The sequence below is a fragment of the Streptomyces kanamyceticus genome, assembly GCF_008704495.1.
Taxonomy (GTDB): domain Bacteria; phylum Actinomycetota; class Actinomycetes; order Streptomycetales; family Streptomycetaceae; genus Streptomyces; species Streptomyces kanamyceticus.
This window is the reverse complement of the sequence record NZ_CP023699.1, coordinates 737,283-753,325: the sequence shown is the minus strand read 5'-3', so window position 1 is coordinate 753,325 and position 16,043 is coordinate 737,283. Positions and strand designations below refer to the sequence as shown.

General features: G+C 71.6%; 2 protein-coding genes and 2 pseudogenes. All 4 read left to right on the top strand.

Annotated features, from left to right (window positions below):
• Positions 1-251: 251 nt before the first annotated feature.
• Positions 252-1,673, top strand: a pseudogene (locus tag CP970_RS46185) (condensation domain-containing protein); the annotation flags it as partial.
• Positions 1,653-6,575 (top strand): annotated as a pseudogene (locus CP970_RS45475) (amino acid adenylation domain-containing protein); the annotation flags it as partial. The pseudogenes CP970_RS46185 and CP970_RS45475, both read left to right, overlap by 21 nt.
• Before the next feature lie 134 nt (positions 6,576-6,709).
• Positions 6,710-11,395, top strand: a complete 4,686-nt coding sequence (locus CP970_RS45470) for an amino acid adenylation domain-containing protein (RefSeq protein WP_398656878.1) — start codon at positions 6,710-6,712, stop codon at positions 11,393-11,395.
• Positions 11,392-16,014 carry a non-ribosomal peptide synthetase gene (locus CP970_RS02855; RefSeq protein ID WP_150492915.1) on the top strand — a complete coding sequence of 1,541 codons (4,623 nt, stop codon included), beginning with the start codon at positions 11,392-11,394 and terminating at the stop codon, positions 16,012-16,014. The genes CP970_RS45470 and CP970_RS02855 overlap by 4 nt, the downstream gene beginning before the upstream one ends.
• The last annotated feature ends 29 nt before the right edge of the window (positions 16,015-16,043 follow it).

The following is a 16,043-nucleotide window of genomic DNA, read 5'->3' as shown; positions in this document are numbered from 1 at the left end:
CGCTGTCCCGGACACTCGCATGTCATACATCGCTCGGCCTAACCTGGAATGCGCGCATGTCCGTCCAGGTGTCGTCCAGGTGTCCAAGTGTAGAAATCGCACGGTTGGACGCGCTTGGCAGGGTCGGGGAAAAGTCGGGGTCCCCGGCCATTCGTCGCTTTAACGGCGGGCAATGAGTATCGTCCTCATGCGTGTTCGTCCGAGTGGAGTCGAGGGAAAAGCCGACGCGGATCGCGCGGCTAGGGGGATATATGAACGGCAAGGCTGGTCGCGCTCTGCCCCTGTTCGACTCCCAGGAAGGAATCTGGCTGGCGCAACGCGTGGCAGGCTCGCGCCGCCTCTACAGCGTCGGTCAGTACGTCGAAATCCTCGGCCCCGTCGACACGAAGACATTCCGGCGGGCGCTGCGGTGGGTCGTCGCAGAGACGGAAATCCTTCACGTGCGAGGCGTGGAATACGGCGACCAAGGTCAAGTGGCGCAGATCGTCGGGCCTTTTCCGGAAAGGGACTTGTTCCACGAAGGCCCCGGCGAAAACCACAGGGACATCGCCGGTCTCACCGAATTCACCGGACTCACCGACCTCATCGGCACTGTCGATCTCAGCGCCGAGGACGAGCCGAAGGCAGCCGCCGAAGCATGGATGCGGGCGGAACTCCGCACGGAGGAAGGCGCCCACGCCGACCGGCCGTTCTCATACACCCTCTTCCGGCTCGCGCACGACCACTACGTCTGGTTCCAGCGCTACGACCACCTCCTGATGGACGCCTTCGGCTGCTCCCTCCTTGCGCGCCGCGTCGCGCACCTCTACACGGAACTGCTGCACGGGAACACGCCCGCACCCGCCGGGCACGCCTCCCTGGACGCCCTGTTGGCGCAGGAGGCCGCCTACCGGGACTCGGAGCGGGCCGTGCGCGACCGCGGGTACTGGCTCGACCGCTTCGCCGACCGTCCCGACCCGGCCGGGATCCCGGGGCACGGCACACCGGCGCCCGGCGGCGACACCCCCGGCGGCGGCGCGGCGCTCGAAGTCCTGCGCGAGACGGGGGAGTTGCCGCCCGGCGCCGTGACGGCCCTGCGCGCGGCGGCGGGCCGTGCCGGAGTCAGCTGGCCGAGGCTCGTCGTCGCGGCCTTCGCGGCCTTCACCGGCCGGATGAGCGGATCGGACGAGACGGTCCTGAGCCTCCCGGTCGCCGGACGCATGACGCACGAGGCGCGGCGCACCCCCTGCACGATGGCGAACATCCTGCCGCTGCGCCTGCCCACGGCCCCCACCCGAAGCCTGCTCGACCTGGCGCGGACAGCGGGCCGCGAGGTCGGCGCCCTCCTCGACCACCAGGCGTTCCGCGGCGAGCACCTGCGCCGCGAACTCAACTGGCCGGTCGGCGACCGCTGGCACTTCGGCCCGTACGTCAACGTGCTGCCGATGGCGGGCGAGAGCCTCCGCTTCGGCGCACACCGAGGCGTCGTACGCGATGTGTCGACCCGCCGCGTCGAGGACTTCGGCGCCCTGGTGAGCGGCTGGTCGGAGAACGAGGGAATGCGGGTCACCTTCGAGGCCAACCCCACGCGCTACGACCGCGACTGGCTCGACGCGGCCCACCGCTCGTTCCTCACCTTCCTCGAACGCGCCGTGGCGGAGCCGACGTTGCCGGTGGGCCGCGTGGACACGGTGGACGGCGCCGAGCGGCTGCGGGTGGTGCGCGGCTGGAACGACACGGCCCGGCCGGTGACGGCGGACTCGGTGCTCGGAGCGTTCGAGGGATGGGCGGACCGCTCGCCGGCCGCGGCCGCGGTGATCGCCGGTGAACACACCCTTTCGTACGGCGAGGTGGAGGCACGGGCAAACCGCCTCGCCCGCCGTCTGGTCGGTTTGGGTGTGGGGTGTGAGTCGCGGGTGGGTCTGTGTCTGCCGCGTGGGGTGGAGATGGTGGTGGCGGAGCTCGCGGTGTGGAAGGCGGGGGGTGCGTTCGTTCCGTTGGATCCGGAGTACCCGGCGGATCGGCTGGCTTTCATGGTCGCGGACAGTGGGGCGGAGGTCGTGCTGGGTCTGGGTGGGTCGTTGGATGGGGTGCCGGTGGGGGCGGCGCGGGTGGTGCTGCTTGACCGGGTGGTGGAGGGGGCGTACGCGTCCGGCCCGCTGGTGACACGCACTGCTGCGGATCAGCTCGCTTATGTCATTTACACGTCTGGGTCGACGGGGCGTCCGAAGGGTGTGGCGGTGGCGCATGGCGGTGTGGTGAATCTGGCTGAGGTGATGCGGCCGGTGCTGGGGGTGGCTGAGGGTGTGGTGGCGTTGCAGTTCGCGTCGTTCAGTTTTGATGCGGCGGTGCTGGATGTGGCGGTGACGTTGGCGGGTGGTGGCACTTTGGCTGTCGCGTCGTCGCGGGAGCGGGCGGAGCCTGCGGCGCTGGCGGCGATGCTCAGGCGTACGGGGGTGAGTACGGCGAGTGTGGTGCCGTCGTTGTTGGGTGTGCTGGATCCGGCGGCGGTCGAGGGTGTGGGGAACTGGGTTCTCGGCGCGGAGCTGCTCACGGCCGATCTGGCCAGTCGCTGGACGGGTCAGGCACGGGTCTGGAACACCTACGGCCCCACCGAGGCGACGGTGATCACCACCGCCGGTCCTGTCGCGGGAGACATACGACCCCAGGACGCGCCGCCACCCATCGGCTGCCCACTCGGAAATGTCAAGACGTACGTCTTGGACGGGCACCTGCGGCCCGTACCCGTGGGCGTGACCGGTGAGTTGTATGTCGCGGGTCCTGGTGTGGCGCGTGGGTATGTGGGTCGTCCGGGCTTGACGGCGGAGCGGTTCGTGGCCTGCCCCTTCGGTGAGGGCGGCCGGATGTATCGGACGGGTGATTTGGCGCGCTGGACGGCGGACGGCGAGTTGTTGTTCGCGGGTCGTGCCGATGAGCAGGTGAAGATCCGCGGGTTCCGGGTCGAGCCCGGCGAGGTGGAAGCGATTCTGGCCGCGCATTCTGGTGTGCGTCAGGCCGCTGTGGTCGTACGCGAGGACCGTCCCGGTGACAAGCGCCTCATCGGCTATGTCGTGCCCGAAGGCGCAGAGCCCGCGACCCCACTAGAGCTGCGTACGTACCTGGCCGATGCCCTGCCGGAGTACATGGTGCCCGCCGTCGTCCTGGAGCTGGACGCGCTCCCGCTCACCGCCAACGGAAAGCTCGACCGCACCGCGCTGCCCGCGCCGGACTTCGCCGGTACGGGCGGCGGCCGAGGTCCCGCGACGGCCGTGGAGGAAGTGCTGTGCGGGCTGTTCGGCGAGGTGCTCGGCCTTGGCCGGGTCGGCGCGGACGTTTCCTTCTTCGACCTCGGCGGGGACTCGCTGTCGGGGATGCGGCTCGTCGCCAGGGTGCGGGCGGTGTTCGACGCCGACCTGGGGATAGGGGAGTTGTTCGGCGCGCCGACGGTGGAGGGGCTGGCGCGGTTCGTCGGTGAAGGTTCGGGTCCCGGGCGGGTGGCGTTGCGGCCCTATGCGCGTCCTGAGGTGGTGCCGTTGTCGTTCGCGCAGCAGCGGATGTGGTTCCTGAACCGGCTTGAGGAGACGGTGCCGGGCGCGGCGGCCGCGTACAACTTGCCGTTGGTGCTGCGTATTTCGGGTGACCTGGATGTGGCGGCTCTGGAGGCGGCGCTCGGTGATGTCGCCGACCGGCACGAGAGCCTGCGCACGGTCTTCCCCGACGCCGGAGGCGTACCCCGTCAGCAGGTGCTCGACGGTGACGCGGGCCGCCCCAGGCTGTCGATCACGCGGCCCGGCGAGGCGCAGGCCGAAGACGTGCTGGCGGAGCACCAGGCCATGGGATTCGACCTCCGCCTCGAACTCCCCTGGCGAGCAGCTCTGTTGGTGCTGGGCCCCGACGACTTCACGCTGTCGCTCGTGGCGCATCACGTGGCCGTGGACGGCTGGTCCATGGGGGTCATCGCGCGGGATCTGGAGGCGGCGTACGCGGCGCGGTGCGAGGGCGGTCACACGTCGTCCTTGGCTCCCCTGTCCGTCCAGTACGCCGACTACGCGCTCTGGCAACGGGAGCTCCTGGGCGATCTGGACGACCCGGACAGCGTCCTGAGCGGTCAACTGTCCTACTGGCGCCAAGCCTTGGCGGACGTACCGCAGGAGCTGGCGCTCCCGGTGGACCGGGCGCGGCCCGCGGTGCCGTCCTTCCAGGGGAGCCGCGTGCCGGTGGAGGCGGACGCGGAGACGCATGCGCGCCTTGTGGATGTGGCGGGGCAAGGCCGGGCGACGATGTTCATGGTCGTGCACGCGGCGGTGGGTGTGCTCCTGTCGCGGTTGGGCGCGGGTGAGGACATCGTGCTGGGCACGCCCGCGGCCGGGCGGGGAGACACGGCCCTTGAGGAGCTGGCCGGGTTCTTCGTCAACACCCTCGTCCTGCGCACCGACTTGGGCGGTGACCCCACCTTCGCGGAGCTCCTTGAGCGGGTACGGGCCGCGGACCTGGCGGCGTACGCGCACCAGGACATCCCCTTCGAACGCCTCGTCGACGAGGTCAACCCCGCGCGCTCGGTGTCCCGCAATCCGCTGTTCCAGGTGATGCTGGCCCTGGAGAACGTGCCCGAGCCGGAATGGCGGCTGCGGGGCGCGCGGGTGACATCGGCGTCGATGACGGCGCCCGCCGCCCGGTTCGACCTGGCGGTGACGCTCACGGAGCAGCGTGACGCGGACGGGTACCCCGGTGGTCTCGACGGCGACATCCTCTATGCCACGGACCTCTTCGACGAGACGACGGCCCACACTCTGGCGGACCGCCTCACACGTGTCCTCGCACAGGTTGCCGCCGACCCGGACATCCGCCTCAGCGAGGTGGACGTCCTGACCGAAGCCGAGCGGCTCCGGGTCGTGGAGCAGTGGAACGACACGGACCGGACCGTGGTGTCGGGTTCCGTGGTCGAGGCGTTCCGGGGGCGTGCGGCGCTCACGCCGGACACGGCGGCCGTCGTCTCCGGCGAACGAACGCTGTCGTACGCCGAGTTGGACGCGGCGACGAATCGTTTGGCCCGCCGTCTGGTCGGTCTGGGTGTGGGGTGTGAGTCGCGAGTGGGCCTGTGTCTGCCGCGTGGGGTGGACATGGTGGTGGCGGAGCTCGCGGTGTGGAAGGCGGGGGTGCGTTCGTTCCGTTGGATCCGGAGTACCCGGCGGATCGGCTGGCTTTCATGGTCGCGGACAGTGGGGCGGAGGTCGTGCTGGGCGTGGGCGGGTCGCTGGACGGGGTGCCGGTCGAGGCGGCGCGGGTGATGCTGCTCGACCAGGAGACGGACGGGGCGTACGCGTCCGGCCCCCTGGTGACACATACCGCTCCGGGTCAGCTTGCCTATGTCATTTACACGTCTGGGTCGACGGGGCGCCCGAAGGGTGTGGCGGTGGCGCATGGCGGTGTGGTGAATCTGGCTGAGGTGATGCGGCCGGTGCTGGGTGTGGCTGAGGGTGTGGTGGCGTTGCAGTTCGCGTCGTTCAGTTTTGATGCGGCGGTGCTGGACGTGGCGGTGACGCTTGCGGGCGGCGGCACGCTGGCGATCGCGTCACCGGAAGAGCGCGCACAGCCCGCCGCGCTGGCCGCGCTGATCGAGGACCTCGGGGTGAGTACGGCGAGTGTGGTGCCGTCGTTGTTGGGTGTGCTGGATCCGGCGGCGGTCGAGGGTGTGGGGAACTGGGTTCTCGGCGCGGAGCTCCTCACGGCCGATCTGGCCAGTCGCTGGACGGGTCAGGCGCGGGTCTGGAACACCTACGGCCCCACCGAGGCGACGGTGATGGCCACGGCAGGTCCTGTGGACGCCGGGGCGGGTCCGGGTGACGCCTCGCCGCCCATCGGACGCCCCCTCGGCAACGTACGCACCTATGTCCTCGACGGATTCCTGAAGCCTGTCCCGGTGGGCGCGACCGGTGAGTTGTATGTCGCGGGTCCTGGTGTGGCGCGTGGGTATGTGGGTCGTCCGGGCTTGACGGCGGAGCGGTTCGTGGCCTGCCCCTTCGGCGGGGGCGGCCGGATGTATCGGACGGGTGATTTGGCGCGCTGGACGGCGGACGGTGAGTTGTTGTTCGCGGGGCGTGCCGATGAGCAGGTGAAGATCCGCGGGTTCCGGGTTGAGCCAGGCGAGGTGGAGGCGGTTCTGGCCGCGCATCCTGGTGTGCGTCAGGCCGCTGTGGTCGTACGTGAGGACCGTCCCGGTGACAAGCGCCTCATCGGCTACGTCGTACCCGAAGCCGCGGAGGGCGACCTGACCCCCGAGGGCGTACGTCGCCATGTGGCCTCCCACGTACCGGAGTTCATGGTCCCTGCGGCAGTCATCGTCCTGGACGCGCTGCCCCTCACGGTGAACGGGAAGCTCGACCGCGCCGCGCTGCCCACGCCGGACTTCGCGGCCCGGGTCAGTGGCCGTGAGCCGCGCACCCAGACCGAGGAGATCCTGTGCGGGCTCTTCGCCGAGGTGCTCGGGCTCGAATGGGTCGGGATCGACGACGGGTTCTTCGACCTCGGCGGGGACTCGCTCCTCGGGATGCGCCTCGTCTCCCGGGTGCGGGCGGTGCTCGATGTCGAGGTCGGCATAGGGGAGTTGTTCGGCGCGCCGACGGTGGAGGGGCTGGCGCGGTTCGTCGGTGAAGGTTCGGGTCCGGGGCGGGTGGCGTTGCGGCCTTATGCGCGTCCTGAGGTGGTGCCGTTGTCGTTCGCGCAGCAGCGGATGTGGTTCCTGAACCGGCTTGAGGAGACGGTGCCGGGCGCGGCGGCCGCGTACAACTTGCCGTTGGTGCTGCGTATTTCGGGTGACCTGGATGTGGCGGCTCTGGAGGCGGCGCTCGGTGATGTCGCCGACCGGCACGAGAGCCTGCGCACGGTCTTCCCCGACGTCGACGGCGTGCCCTATCAGCGGGTGCTCGACGGCGACGCGGGCCGCCCGCCGCTGACCGTGGTCCGTGCGGCCGATGACCAGGTGGCGGACATGCTCGCCGAGCAGCTGGCGGACGGCTTCGACCTGCGCGGGGACCTGCCGTGGCGCGCCTGGCTCCTGACGGTGGCGCCGGGGGAGTCCGTGCTGTCGCTGGTGGCACACCACGTGGCCGCCGACGGCTGGTCCATGGGAGTCCTCGCGCGGGATCTGGAGGCGGCGTACGCGGCGCGGTGCGAGGGCGGTCACACGTCGTCCTTGGCTCCCCTGTCCGTCCAGTACGCCGACTACGCGCTCTGGCAGCGAGAGGTCCTCGGCGATCCCGACGACCCGGACAGCGTCGTCAGTGGCCAACTCGACTACTGGCGCGACGCGTTGGCGGACGCACCCCAGGAGCTGACCCTCCCGGCCGACCGGGCGCGCCCTGCCCTGCCCTCGTTCCGCGGGCACATGGTGCCGGTCGGTGCCGACGCGGAGACGCATGCGCGCCTTGTGGATGTGGCGGGGCAAGGCCGGGCGACGATGTTCATGGTCGTGCACGCGGCGGTGTGTGTGCTCCTGTCGCGGTTGGGTGCGGGTGAGGACATCGTGCTGGGCACGCCCGCGGCCGGGCGCGGGGACGCGGCCCTTGAGGAGCTGGCCGGGTTCTTCGTCAACACCCTTGTCCTGCGCACCGACTTGGGCGGTGACCCCACCTTCGTAGAACTGGTGGAGCGGGCGCGGGCCGCGGACCTGGCGGCGTACGCGCACCAGGACATCCCCTTCGAGCGCCTCGTCGACGAGCTGAGCTCGTCGCGCTCGCTGTCCCGCAATCCGCTGTTCCAGGTGATGCTGGCGCTGCAGAACGTGCCGGAGGTCGAGTGGGAGCTGCCCGGCGTCTCGGTGCGGCCCGAGCCCCTGCCGCCCGAGCTCGCCGCCCGGTTCGACCTGACCTTGTCCTTCGTCGAGCGGCGCGACGAGCGCGGGACCCCCGCCGGACTCGACGGCGAGATCATGTACGCCACGGACCTCTTCGACGAGGGCACGGCCCGCGCCCTCGCGGAGCGTCTCGCCCATGTGCTCCAGCAGGTCGCCGCCGACCCCGAACTGCGGCTCAGCGAGATCGACGTCCTGACGTCGGCCGAGCGCTCGCAGCTCCTGGGCCACTGGAACGACACGACGACCGCGGAACCGGCCGCCCTCGCGCCCGAGCTGTTCGGCGAGCAGGCGGAGCGGGCGCCGGGCGCGGTGGCGCTGGTGTCCGGTACGGACGAAGCCTTGGTGAGTGGTGAACAGGCCCTGTCATACGGCGAGTTGGCGTCCGACGCAGGACGTCTCGCCCGCCATCTCATCGGTGTCGGCGTCGGCCCCGAACGCCGGGTGGCCGTGGTCGGCGAGCGGTCCGTGGCGCTGGTCGTATCGCTCCTCGCGGTGTCGATGGCGGGCGGCGTGTACGTCCCGGTGGACGCGGGCTACCCGCCGGAGCGGATCGCGTACGTGCTGGGCGATGCCGCCCCGGACGTCGTGCTGTGCACCGAGGCGACGCGGGGCGCGGTGCCCGCCGGGTTCACCGGGCGGATCGTCGTCATGGACGACCCCGCGGTGGCGGACGCGCTCGCGCGGTGTGCCGGGGGCCCGGTCGGGGACGCGGAACGGCTGGCCCCGCTGCGCGCCGACCACGCCGCGTACGTCATCTACACCTCGGGCTCGACCGGGGCACCCAAGGGTGTGACGGTGTCGCACGGCGGCCTGCGCAATCTCGTCGCGGAGAACGTCCAGCGGTACGAGGTCGGCGCGGACAGCAGCGTCCTGCAACTCGTGTCACCCGGCTTCGACGTCTCCATGGCGGACATCTGGCCGACGCTCTGCGCGGGCGGCCGCCTCGTACTGGCGCCCGCACGCCTGGACGTCACCGGCGCGGAACTCGGCGGCCTGATCCGCGAGCGCCGTGTCACACACGCGGCGATACCCCCGGCCTTCCTGTCGCAGATGCTCGCCGAGGAGCTGCCGGAGCTGCGGGTGCTCATCACCGGCGGCGAGGCCATGCCCGTGGAGGTGCGCAGGCGCTGGTCGACGGGGCGCACCATGTTCAACCAGTACGGGGTCACCGAGTCGACGGTCATCTCCACGGTGGGTGTGATCAGCGACATCGACAGCGCCCCTTCGATCGGCCGCCCGATCGCCAACACCCAGGTGTACGTCCTGGACGCGGCCCTGCGGCCGGTGCCGGTGGGTGTGGCAGGTGAGCTGTACGTGGCGGGGGCCGGGCTCGCCCGTGGGTACCTGAGGCGTGCGGGCCTGTCCGCCCAGCGGTTCGTGGCCTGCCCGTTCGGCCCCGGCGAACGCATGTACCGGACCGGTGACGTGGTGCGGTGGACCGGAGGCGGCGAACTCGTCTTCGCCGGACGGGCCGACGAACAGATCAAGATCCATGGCCACCGGATCGAACCCGGCGAGGTCGAGGCCGCCCTCGCGGGCTGCCCCGGAGTGCGCCAGGCGGCGGTCCTCGTCAGGGAGGACCGCCCCGGCGAGCGGCGTCTCATCGGCTACGCGGCCGCCGACGCGGACAGCGTGGACGGGCGGACGGTGCGCGCCCACGCGGCCGGGGTGCTGCCCGAGTACATGGTGCCCGCGGCGGTCGTCGTCCTCGACACGCTGCCGCGTACGGCGAACGGCAAGGTGGACCGGGCCGCCCTGCCCGCGCCCGACTTCGCCGAACGGGTCGCGGGACGCGCGCCGCGCACGGCGGCCGAGGACGTCCTGTGCACCCTCTTCGCCGAGATGCTCGGCCTGGCACGGGTCGGCGCCGACGACAGCTTCTTCGAACTGGGCGGCGACTCGATCAGCTCCATGCAACTGGTGTCGCGGGCGCGGCGGATGGGTCTTGTCGTGACGCCCCGGCAGGTGTTCGAGGAGAAGACCCCGGAACGGCTCGCCGAGGTGGCGGAGGTCGCCGAGGACACGGCCGTCGCGGACGGCGAAGGCGTCGGCGAGGTGCCCTGGACGCCGGTCATGCGGGCGTTCGGCGAGCGGGTCGCCGCCCCCGGATTCACCCAGTGGATGACGGTGCGAGCACCGGCGGGGCTCGGCCTCGACGTCCTGAGTGCAGGTCTTGCCGCCGTTCTCGACGCGCACGACATGCTGCGCGCCAGGACCGTACCCGGGGAGCCGAAGCTGATCGTCGGCGAGCGGGGGTCGGTGGACGCGGCGGGACTCGTGTCGCGAGTGGACGCGGCGGCGGAGGCCGGGTTCCCGGGAGCCGGGGTCGGCGCCGATGCCGCGTTCACCGATGCCGCCCTCGACGAGATCGCCGGACGCGCGGCGCGGGAAGCGGCCGGGAGCCTCGACCCCGAATCCGGCGTGCTGGTGCGCGCGGTGTGGGTCGACGCAGGACCCGGCCGCACCGGCCGGATCGCGCTGGTGGTCCACCACCTGGTGGTCGACGGGGTGTCCTGGCGGATCCTCGTCCCCGACCTGCGGGCGGCCTGCGAGGCGGTGGCGGAGGGGCGCGAGCCCGGCCTCGACCCGGTGGGGACACCGTTCAGGCGCTGGGCGGAACTGCTCGCCGCGGAGGCCACCGCCGAGAGTCGCATCGCGGAGCTCACGGACTGGCTCACGCTGCTCGGACGGCACCAACGCCCGCTGGGGCGCCACCCGTTGGACCGGGCGGTGGACGCGGCGCACACGTTGCGCCGACGCTCCTGGGTGGTGCCCTCACACCAGGCGGCCACCCTGGTGGGACGGACCCCGGCCGCGTTCCACTGCGGCGTGGACGACGTGCTCCTCGCCGCGCTCGCGGGCGCCGTCGCGCACTGGCGCCCCGGGACGGGCACCGGACTCCTGGTCACCGTCGAGGGGCACGGCCGCCAGCCGCTCGGGGACACGGACCTGTCGCGCACGGTCGGCTGGTTCACCAGCGCGCACCCCGTACGCCTGGAGGTGACCGGCGCCGACCTGGACGCCGCTATGGCCGGGGGCAGGGCTGCCGGTACGTTGGTGAAGGCCGTCAAGGAGCAGGCCAGGGCGGTGCCCGGCGACGGGCTCGGCTACGAACTCCTGCGCCACCTCAACCCCGAGACCGGCACCGTCCTGGACGCCGCGCCGGCCGCGCAGATCGGCTTCAACTACCTGGGCCGGTTCGCCGAGGGAGCGGGACGGACCGGCGCCTGGCAGCTGGCCGGTGCGGCGGGCACCGGCGGCTCGGCCGGGCAGGACATGCCCGCGATGCACGTCCTGGAAGGCATCGCGGTCGTCCGGGACACCCAGGAAGGACCCGAACTCACCGTCACACTCAGCTGGCCCGAACGCCTCCTGTCGGCGGACGACGTGGAGCTCCTCGGCCACACCTGGGTGCGTCTGCTCGGTGGCCTCGCCGCACACACCGACGACCCGGACGCGGGCGGTCACACGCCCTCCGACTTCCACCTGCTCGACCTCGAACAGGACGAGATCGACCAATTCCAAGCGATCGCAGCAAAACTAGAGGGAGGCCTGTCCCGGTGAAGTCCTCAACCGCCGCCCACGGCTCGGCCCTGACCGAAGTGTGGCCGCTGTCGCCGCTGCAGGAAGGACTGCTGTTCCACTCCGACTTCGACGACCGGGGCCCCGACGTCTACGCCGTCCAGTTCATGCTGGCCGTGGAAGGCCCCCTGGACGCACCCCGGTTGCGTACGTCCTGGGAGCGACTGCTCGACAGGCACGCGGCGTTGCGGGCGAGCTTCCACCGCAGGAAGACCGGCGAGGCCGTGCAGCTCATCACGCGGAACGTGACCCTACCCTGGCGCGAGGTCGATCTGTCGGAGCTCGCCGAGCCCGACGTCTGGGACCAAGCGGAGAAGCTGGCCGCGCAGGAGCGCGCCGAGCGCCTCGACCTCGCGGTCCCGCCGCTGCTGCGCCTGCTGCTCATCCGCCTCGGCGAGCACCGGCACCGCCTCGTCGTGACGTCCCATCACCTCCTGATGGACGGCTGGTCGATGCCGGTGCTCCTCGACGAACTCGCGGCCGTGTACGAAGCGGGCGGCGACGCCTCCGTGCTGCGGCGCGCGGCGTCGTACGGCGAGTACCTCGCGTGGCTCGACCGGCAGGACAAGGAGGCGGCACGGGCCGCGTGGCGTGCCGAGCTGGCCGGGACCGACGAATCGACGCTCGTGGCACCGGCGGACCGGGGCACGACCCCCGTCCTGCCCGACGAGAGCATCGTGCGGCTCCCCGAGGAATCCACCCGCGCCCTGGTCGAGCTGGGCCGCGCGCACGGCCTGACGGTGAACACGCTGGTGCAGGGCGCGTGGGCGCTGGTTCTCGCGCGCCTCGCGGGCCGTACGGACGTGGTGTTCGGCGCCACCGTCGCGGGCCGGCCCACCGACCTGCCCGGCGCCGAGTCGATGGTCGGCCTGCTCATCAACACCTTGCCGGTGCGGGTGCCGCTCGACGGCGCGCAGCCCGTGACCCACATGCTCGCGCGGCTACAGGAACGCCAGTCCGCCCTCTTCGCCCACCAGCACACGGGCCTCGCGGAGATCCAGCGGCTCGCGGGCCCCGGCGCCGTCTTCGACACGCTCATGGTGTTCGAGAACTACCCCCAGCCGCCCGCGGCACCGCCCACACCCGACCGCCCCACCTTCACCGCCTCGGCGGGCCACCAGGCCACCAACTACCCGCTGACCCTCGGCATCCTCGTCACCGACCGCGTCACGATCCGCGTCACCTCCCGCCCCGACCTCATCGGCCGCCGCGAGGCCGCCGAAGCGGGGCAGCGCCTCATCCGCGTCCTGGAACAATTCATCGCCGACCCGATGGCACCGGTCGCCCACATCGACGTCCTCACCGAGGCCGAGCGCCTGCGGGTGGTGGACCGCTGGAACGACACGGGGCGTCCGGTGGCGGCTGGTTCGGTGGTGGAGGCGTTCGAGGAGCGGGTGGGGTTGTCGCCGGGTGCGGTGGCGGTGGTATCGGGTGAACGGGTGCTGTCGTACGCCGAGTTGGAGGCGGCGGCGAATCGTCTGGCGCGGTATCTGGTCGGTCTGGGTGTGGGGTGTGAGTCGCGGGTGGGTCTGTGTTTGCCGCGTGGGGTGGACATGGTGGTGGCGGAGCTCGCGGTGTGGAAGGCGGGGGCTGCGTTTGTGCCGTTGGATCCGGAGTATCCGGTGGAGCGGCTGGGTTATGTGATCGCTGACAGTGGTGTTTCGGTGGTGCTGGGGGTCGAGGGGACGCTGGTCGGGGTGCCGGTGGGGGCGGCGCAGACCGTGCTGCTCGACGACGAGACGACCGTGCGGGAGGTGGCGGGGGAGTCCGCCGCCCCGTTGGGTACGCGGGCGGGTGGCGATCAACTCGCCTATGTCATCTACACCTCCGGGTCGACCGGGCGCCCGAAGGGCGTGGCGGTGGCGCACGGTGGTCTGGTGAATCTGGCGGAGGTGATGCGGCCGGTTCTCGGGGTGGAGGAGGGCGTGGTCGCGTTGCAGTTCGCGTCGTTCAGCTTCGATGCGGCGGTGCTGGATGTGGCGGTGACGCTTGCGGGCGGCGGCACGCTGGCGATCGCCACCGCCGAACAGCGTTCTGAGCCTGGCGAGTTGGCGTCCATGATCCGTCAGGCCGGGGTGAGTACGGCGAGTGTGGTGCCGTCGCTGTTGGGCGTGCTGGATCCGGGGGCGGTCGCGGGGGTGGGGAACTGGGTGCTCGGTGCGGAGCTGCTCACCGCTGATCTGGTGAGTCGGTGGACTGGTCGGGCGCGGGTGTGGAACACGTATGGGCCGACCGAGGCGACGGTGATGGCTACGGCGGGGCCGGTGGATGCGGGGGTCGGGCCGGGGGGTGGCTTGCCGTCGATTGGGCGTCCGTTGGGCAACGTACGGACGTATGTGCTGGATGGGTTTTTGCAGCCGGTTCCGCCGGGTGTGGTGGGTGAGTTGTATGTGGCGGGTCCGGGGGTGGCTCGGGGGTATGTGGGTCGGCCGGATCTGACGGCGGAGCGTTTTGTGGCGTGTCCGTTCGGTGGTGTGGGCGACCGGATGTATCGGACCGGTGACCTGGCGCGGTGGGCTTCCGATGGGCAGCTCTTCTTCGTGGGGCGTGCGGATGAGCAGGTGAAGATCCGTGGGTTCCGGGTGGAGCTGGGTGAGGTGGAGGCGGTGCTGGCCGCGCATCCCGGTGTGCGTCAGGCGGCCGTGGTCGTGCGCGAGGACCGGCCCGGCGACAAGCGGCTGATCGGCTATGTGGTCGCGGACGCCTCCGAAGAGGCAGATGTAGACGTTGAGGCGATTCGTGCGTACGCGGCCACGCGCCTGCCCGAGTACATGGTCCCGGCGACGGTCCTGGTCCTGGACGCGCTGCCGCTGACCGTGAACGGCAAGCTCGACCGATCCGCGCTGCCCGCCCCCGACTTCGCGGGGAAGGCCGGTTCTCGCGAGCCCCGCACGCCCACCGAGGCGACGCTGTGCGCGTTGTTCGCGGAAGTTCTCGGGCTCGACCGGGTCGGTGTCGAGGACGGTTTCTTCGAGTTGGGCGGTGACTCGATCAGCTCGATGCAGCTCGCCTCGCGGGCGCGTAGGGCGGGGTTGGTCCTCACTCCGCGTCAGGTCTTCGAGGAGAAGACACCGGAACGGCTGGCGGGTGTTGCGGAGGCCGCGGGTCAGCAGCGCGCGGACGACGTGGTGGGTGTGGGTGAGGTGCCGTGGACGCCGGTGATGCGAGTGCTGGGGGAGCGGGCTGCTCGTCCGGGGTTCGCGCAGTGGGTGACGGTCGGTGCCCCGGCCGGTCTCGGCCTCGACGTGCTGAGCGCCGGGCTTGCCGCTGTCCTCGACACGCACGACATGTTGCGGGCGAGGGTGATCCCCGGTGAGTCGAAGCTGATCGTCGGTGAGCGCGGCTCAGTGGATGCCGCCCACCTGGTGACCCGCGTCGACGCGGCTACCGAAGGGGATGTAGGCGCGACCGCCGCGCGGGCGGCCCAGGACGCCGTCGCGCGGCTCGACCCGGCCTCCGGCGTGATGATGCAGGCGGTCTGGGCGGACGCAGGCCCCGGCCGTGCCGGTCAACTGGTCATCGCCGCGCACCACTTGGTAGTTGACGGCGTCTCCTGGCGCGTCCTCGTACCGGACCTGCAAGCGGCCTGCGAGGCGGTCGCCGACGGGCGCGTGCCCGAACTCGATCCGGTCGGCGTGTCGTTCCGGCGCTGGTCCGAGCTCCTCTCCGCCGAGGCGGGAGGGGAACGGCGGATCGCGGAGCTCGCGGGCTGGCTCCAGTTGCTCGGCGAGACGCGGCCGCGCCTGGGACGGCGGGAGGTCGACAAGGACGTCGACACCGTACGCATCCTGCGCCACCGAACCTGGCAGCTCCCGCGGGGACAGGTCGAGACGCTGCTCGGCCGGACGACCGCGGCGTTCCACTGCGGGGTGGACGACGTGTTGCTCGCCGCTCTGGGCGGCGCCGTGGCGCACTGGCGTCCTGACGTTGCCGACAGGGTTCTCGTGGATGTGGAGGGGCACGGGCGCGAGCCGATCGGGGACGTCGATCTGTCGCGCACGGTCGGCTGGTTCGCCAGCACGCATCCGGTACGGCTCGACGTGACCGGCGTCGACCTGCCGGAGGTGCTCTCCGGTGGTCCGGCCGCCGGTGCGCTGGTCAAGGCGGTCAAGGAGCAGGTGCGCGCCATACCCGGCGACGGGCTCGGCTACGAGCTCCTGCGGCACCTCAACCCCGATACGGGACGGGTCCTCGCGGCCGCGCCCGCCCCGGAGATCGGCTTCACCTACATGGGCCGGTTCGCCACAGGACCGCACACCGCGACACACACCGGCCCTTGGCAGTTGACCGGCGACACCGCGATCGGCGGCTCCGCGGACCCGGACACACCTCTGCTCCATCTCCTCGACGCGGGTGCGATGGTGCGGGACACCCCGGCGGGCCCCGAACTGGAGATCACCCTGAGCTGGCCCGCCGCCCTCGTCGATGAGGCGCGGGCCGAGCTGCTCGGGCGTACCTGGCTGGAGATGCTCGGCGGCCTCGCCGACCACACCACCGACCCCGGCGCGGGCGGGCGGACGCCCTCCGACTTCCCCCTGCTCGACCTCGCACAGGACGAAGTCGACGAATTCGAGACCGGTTTCGCCGGAGACCACTTCTGACCGCTCACGCCCGTCGCCGCTCTTGTGGA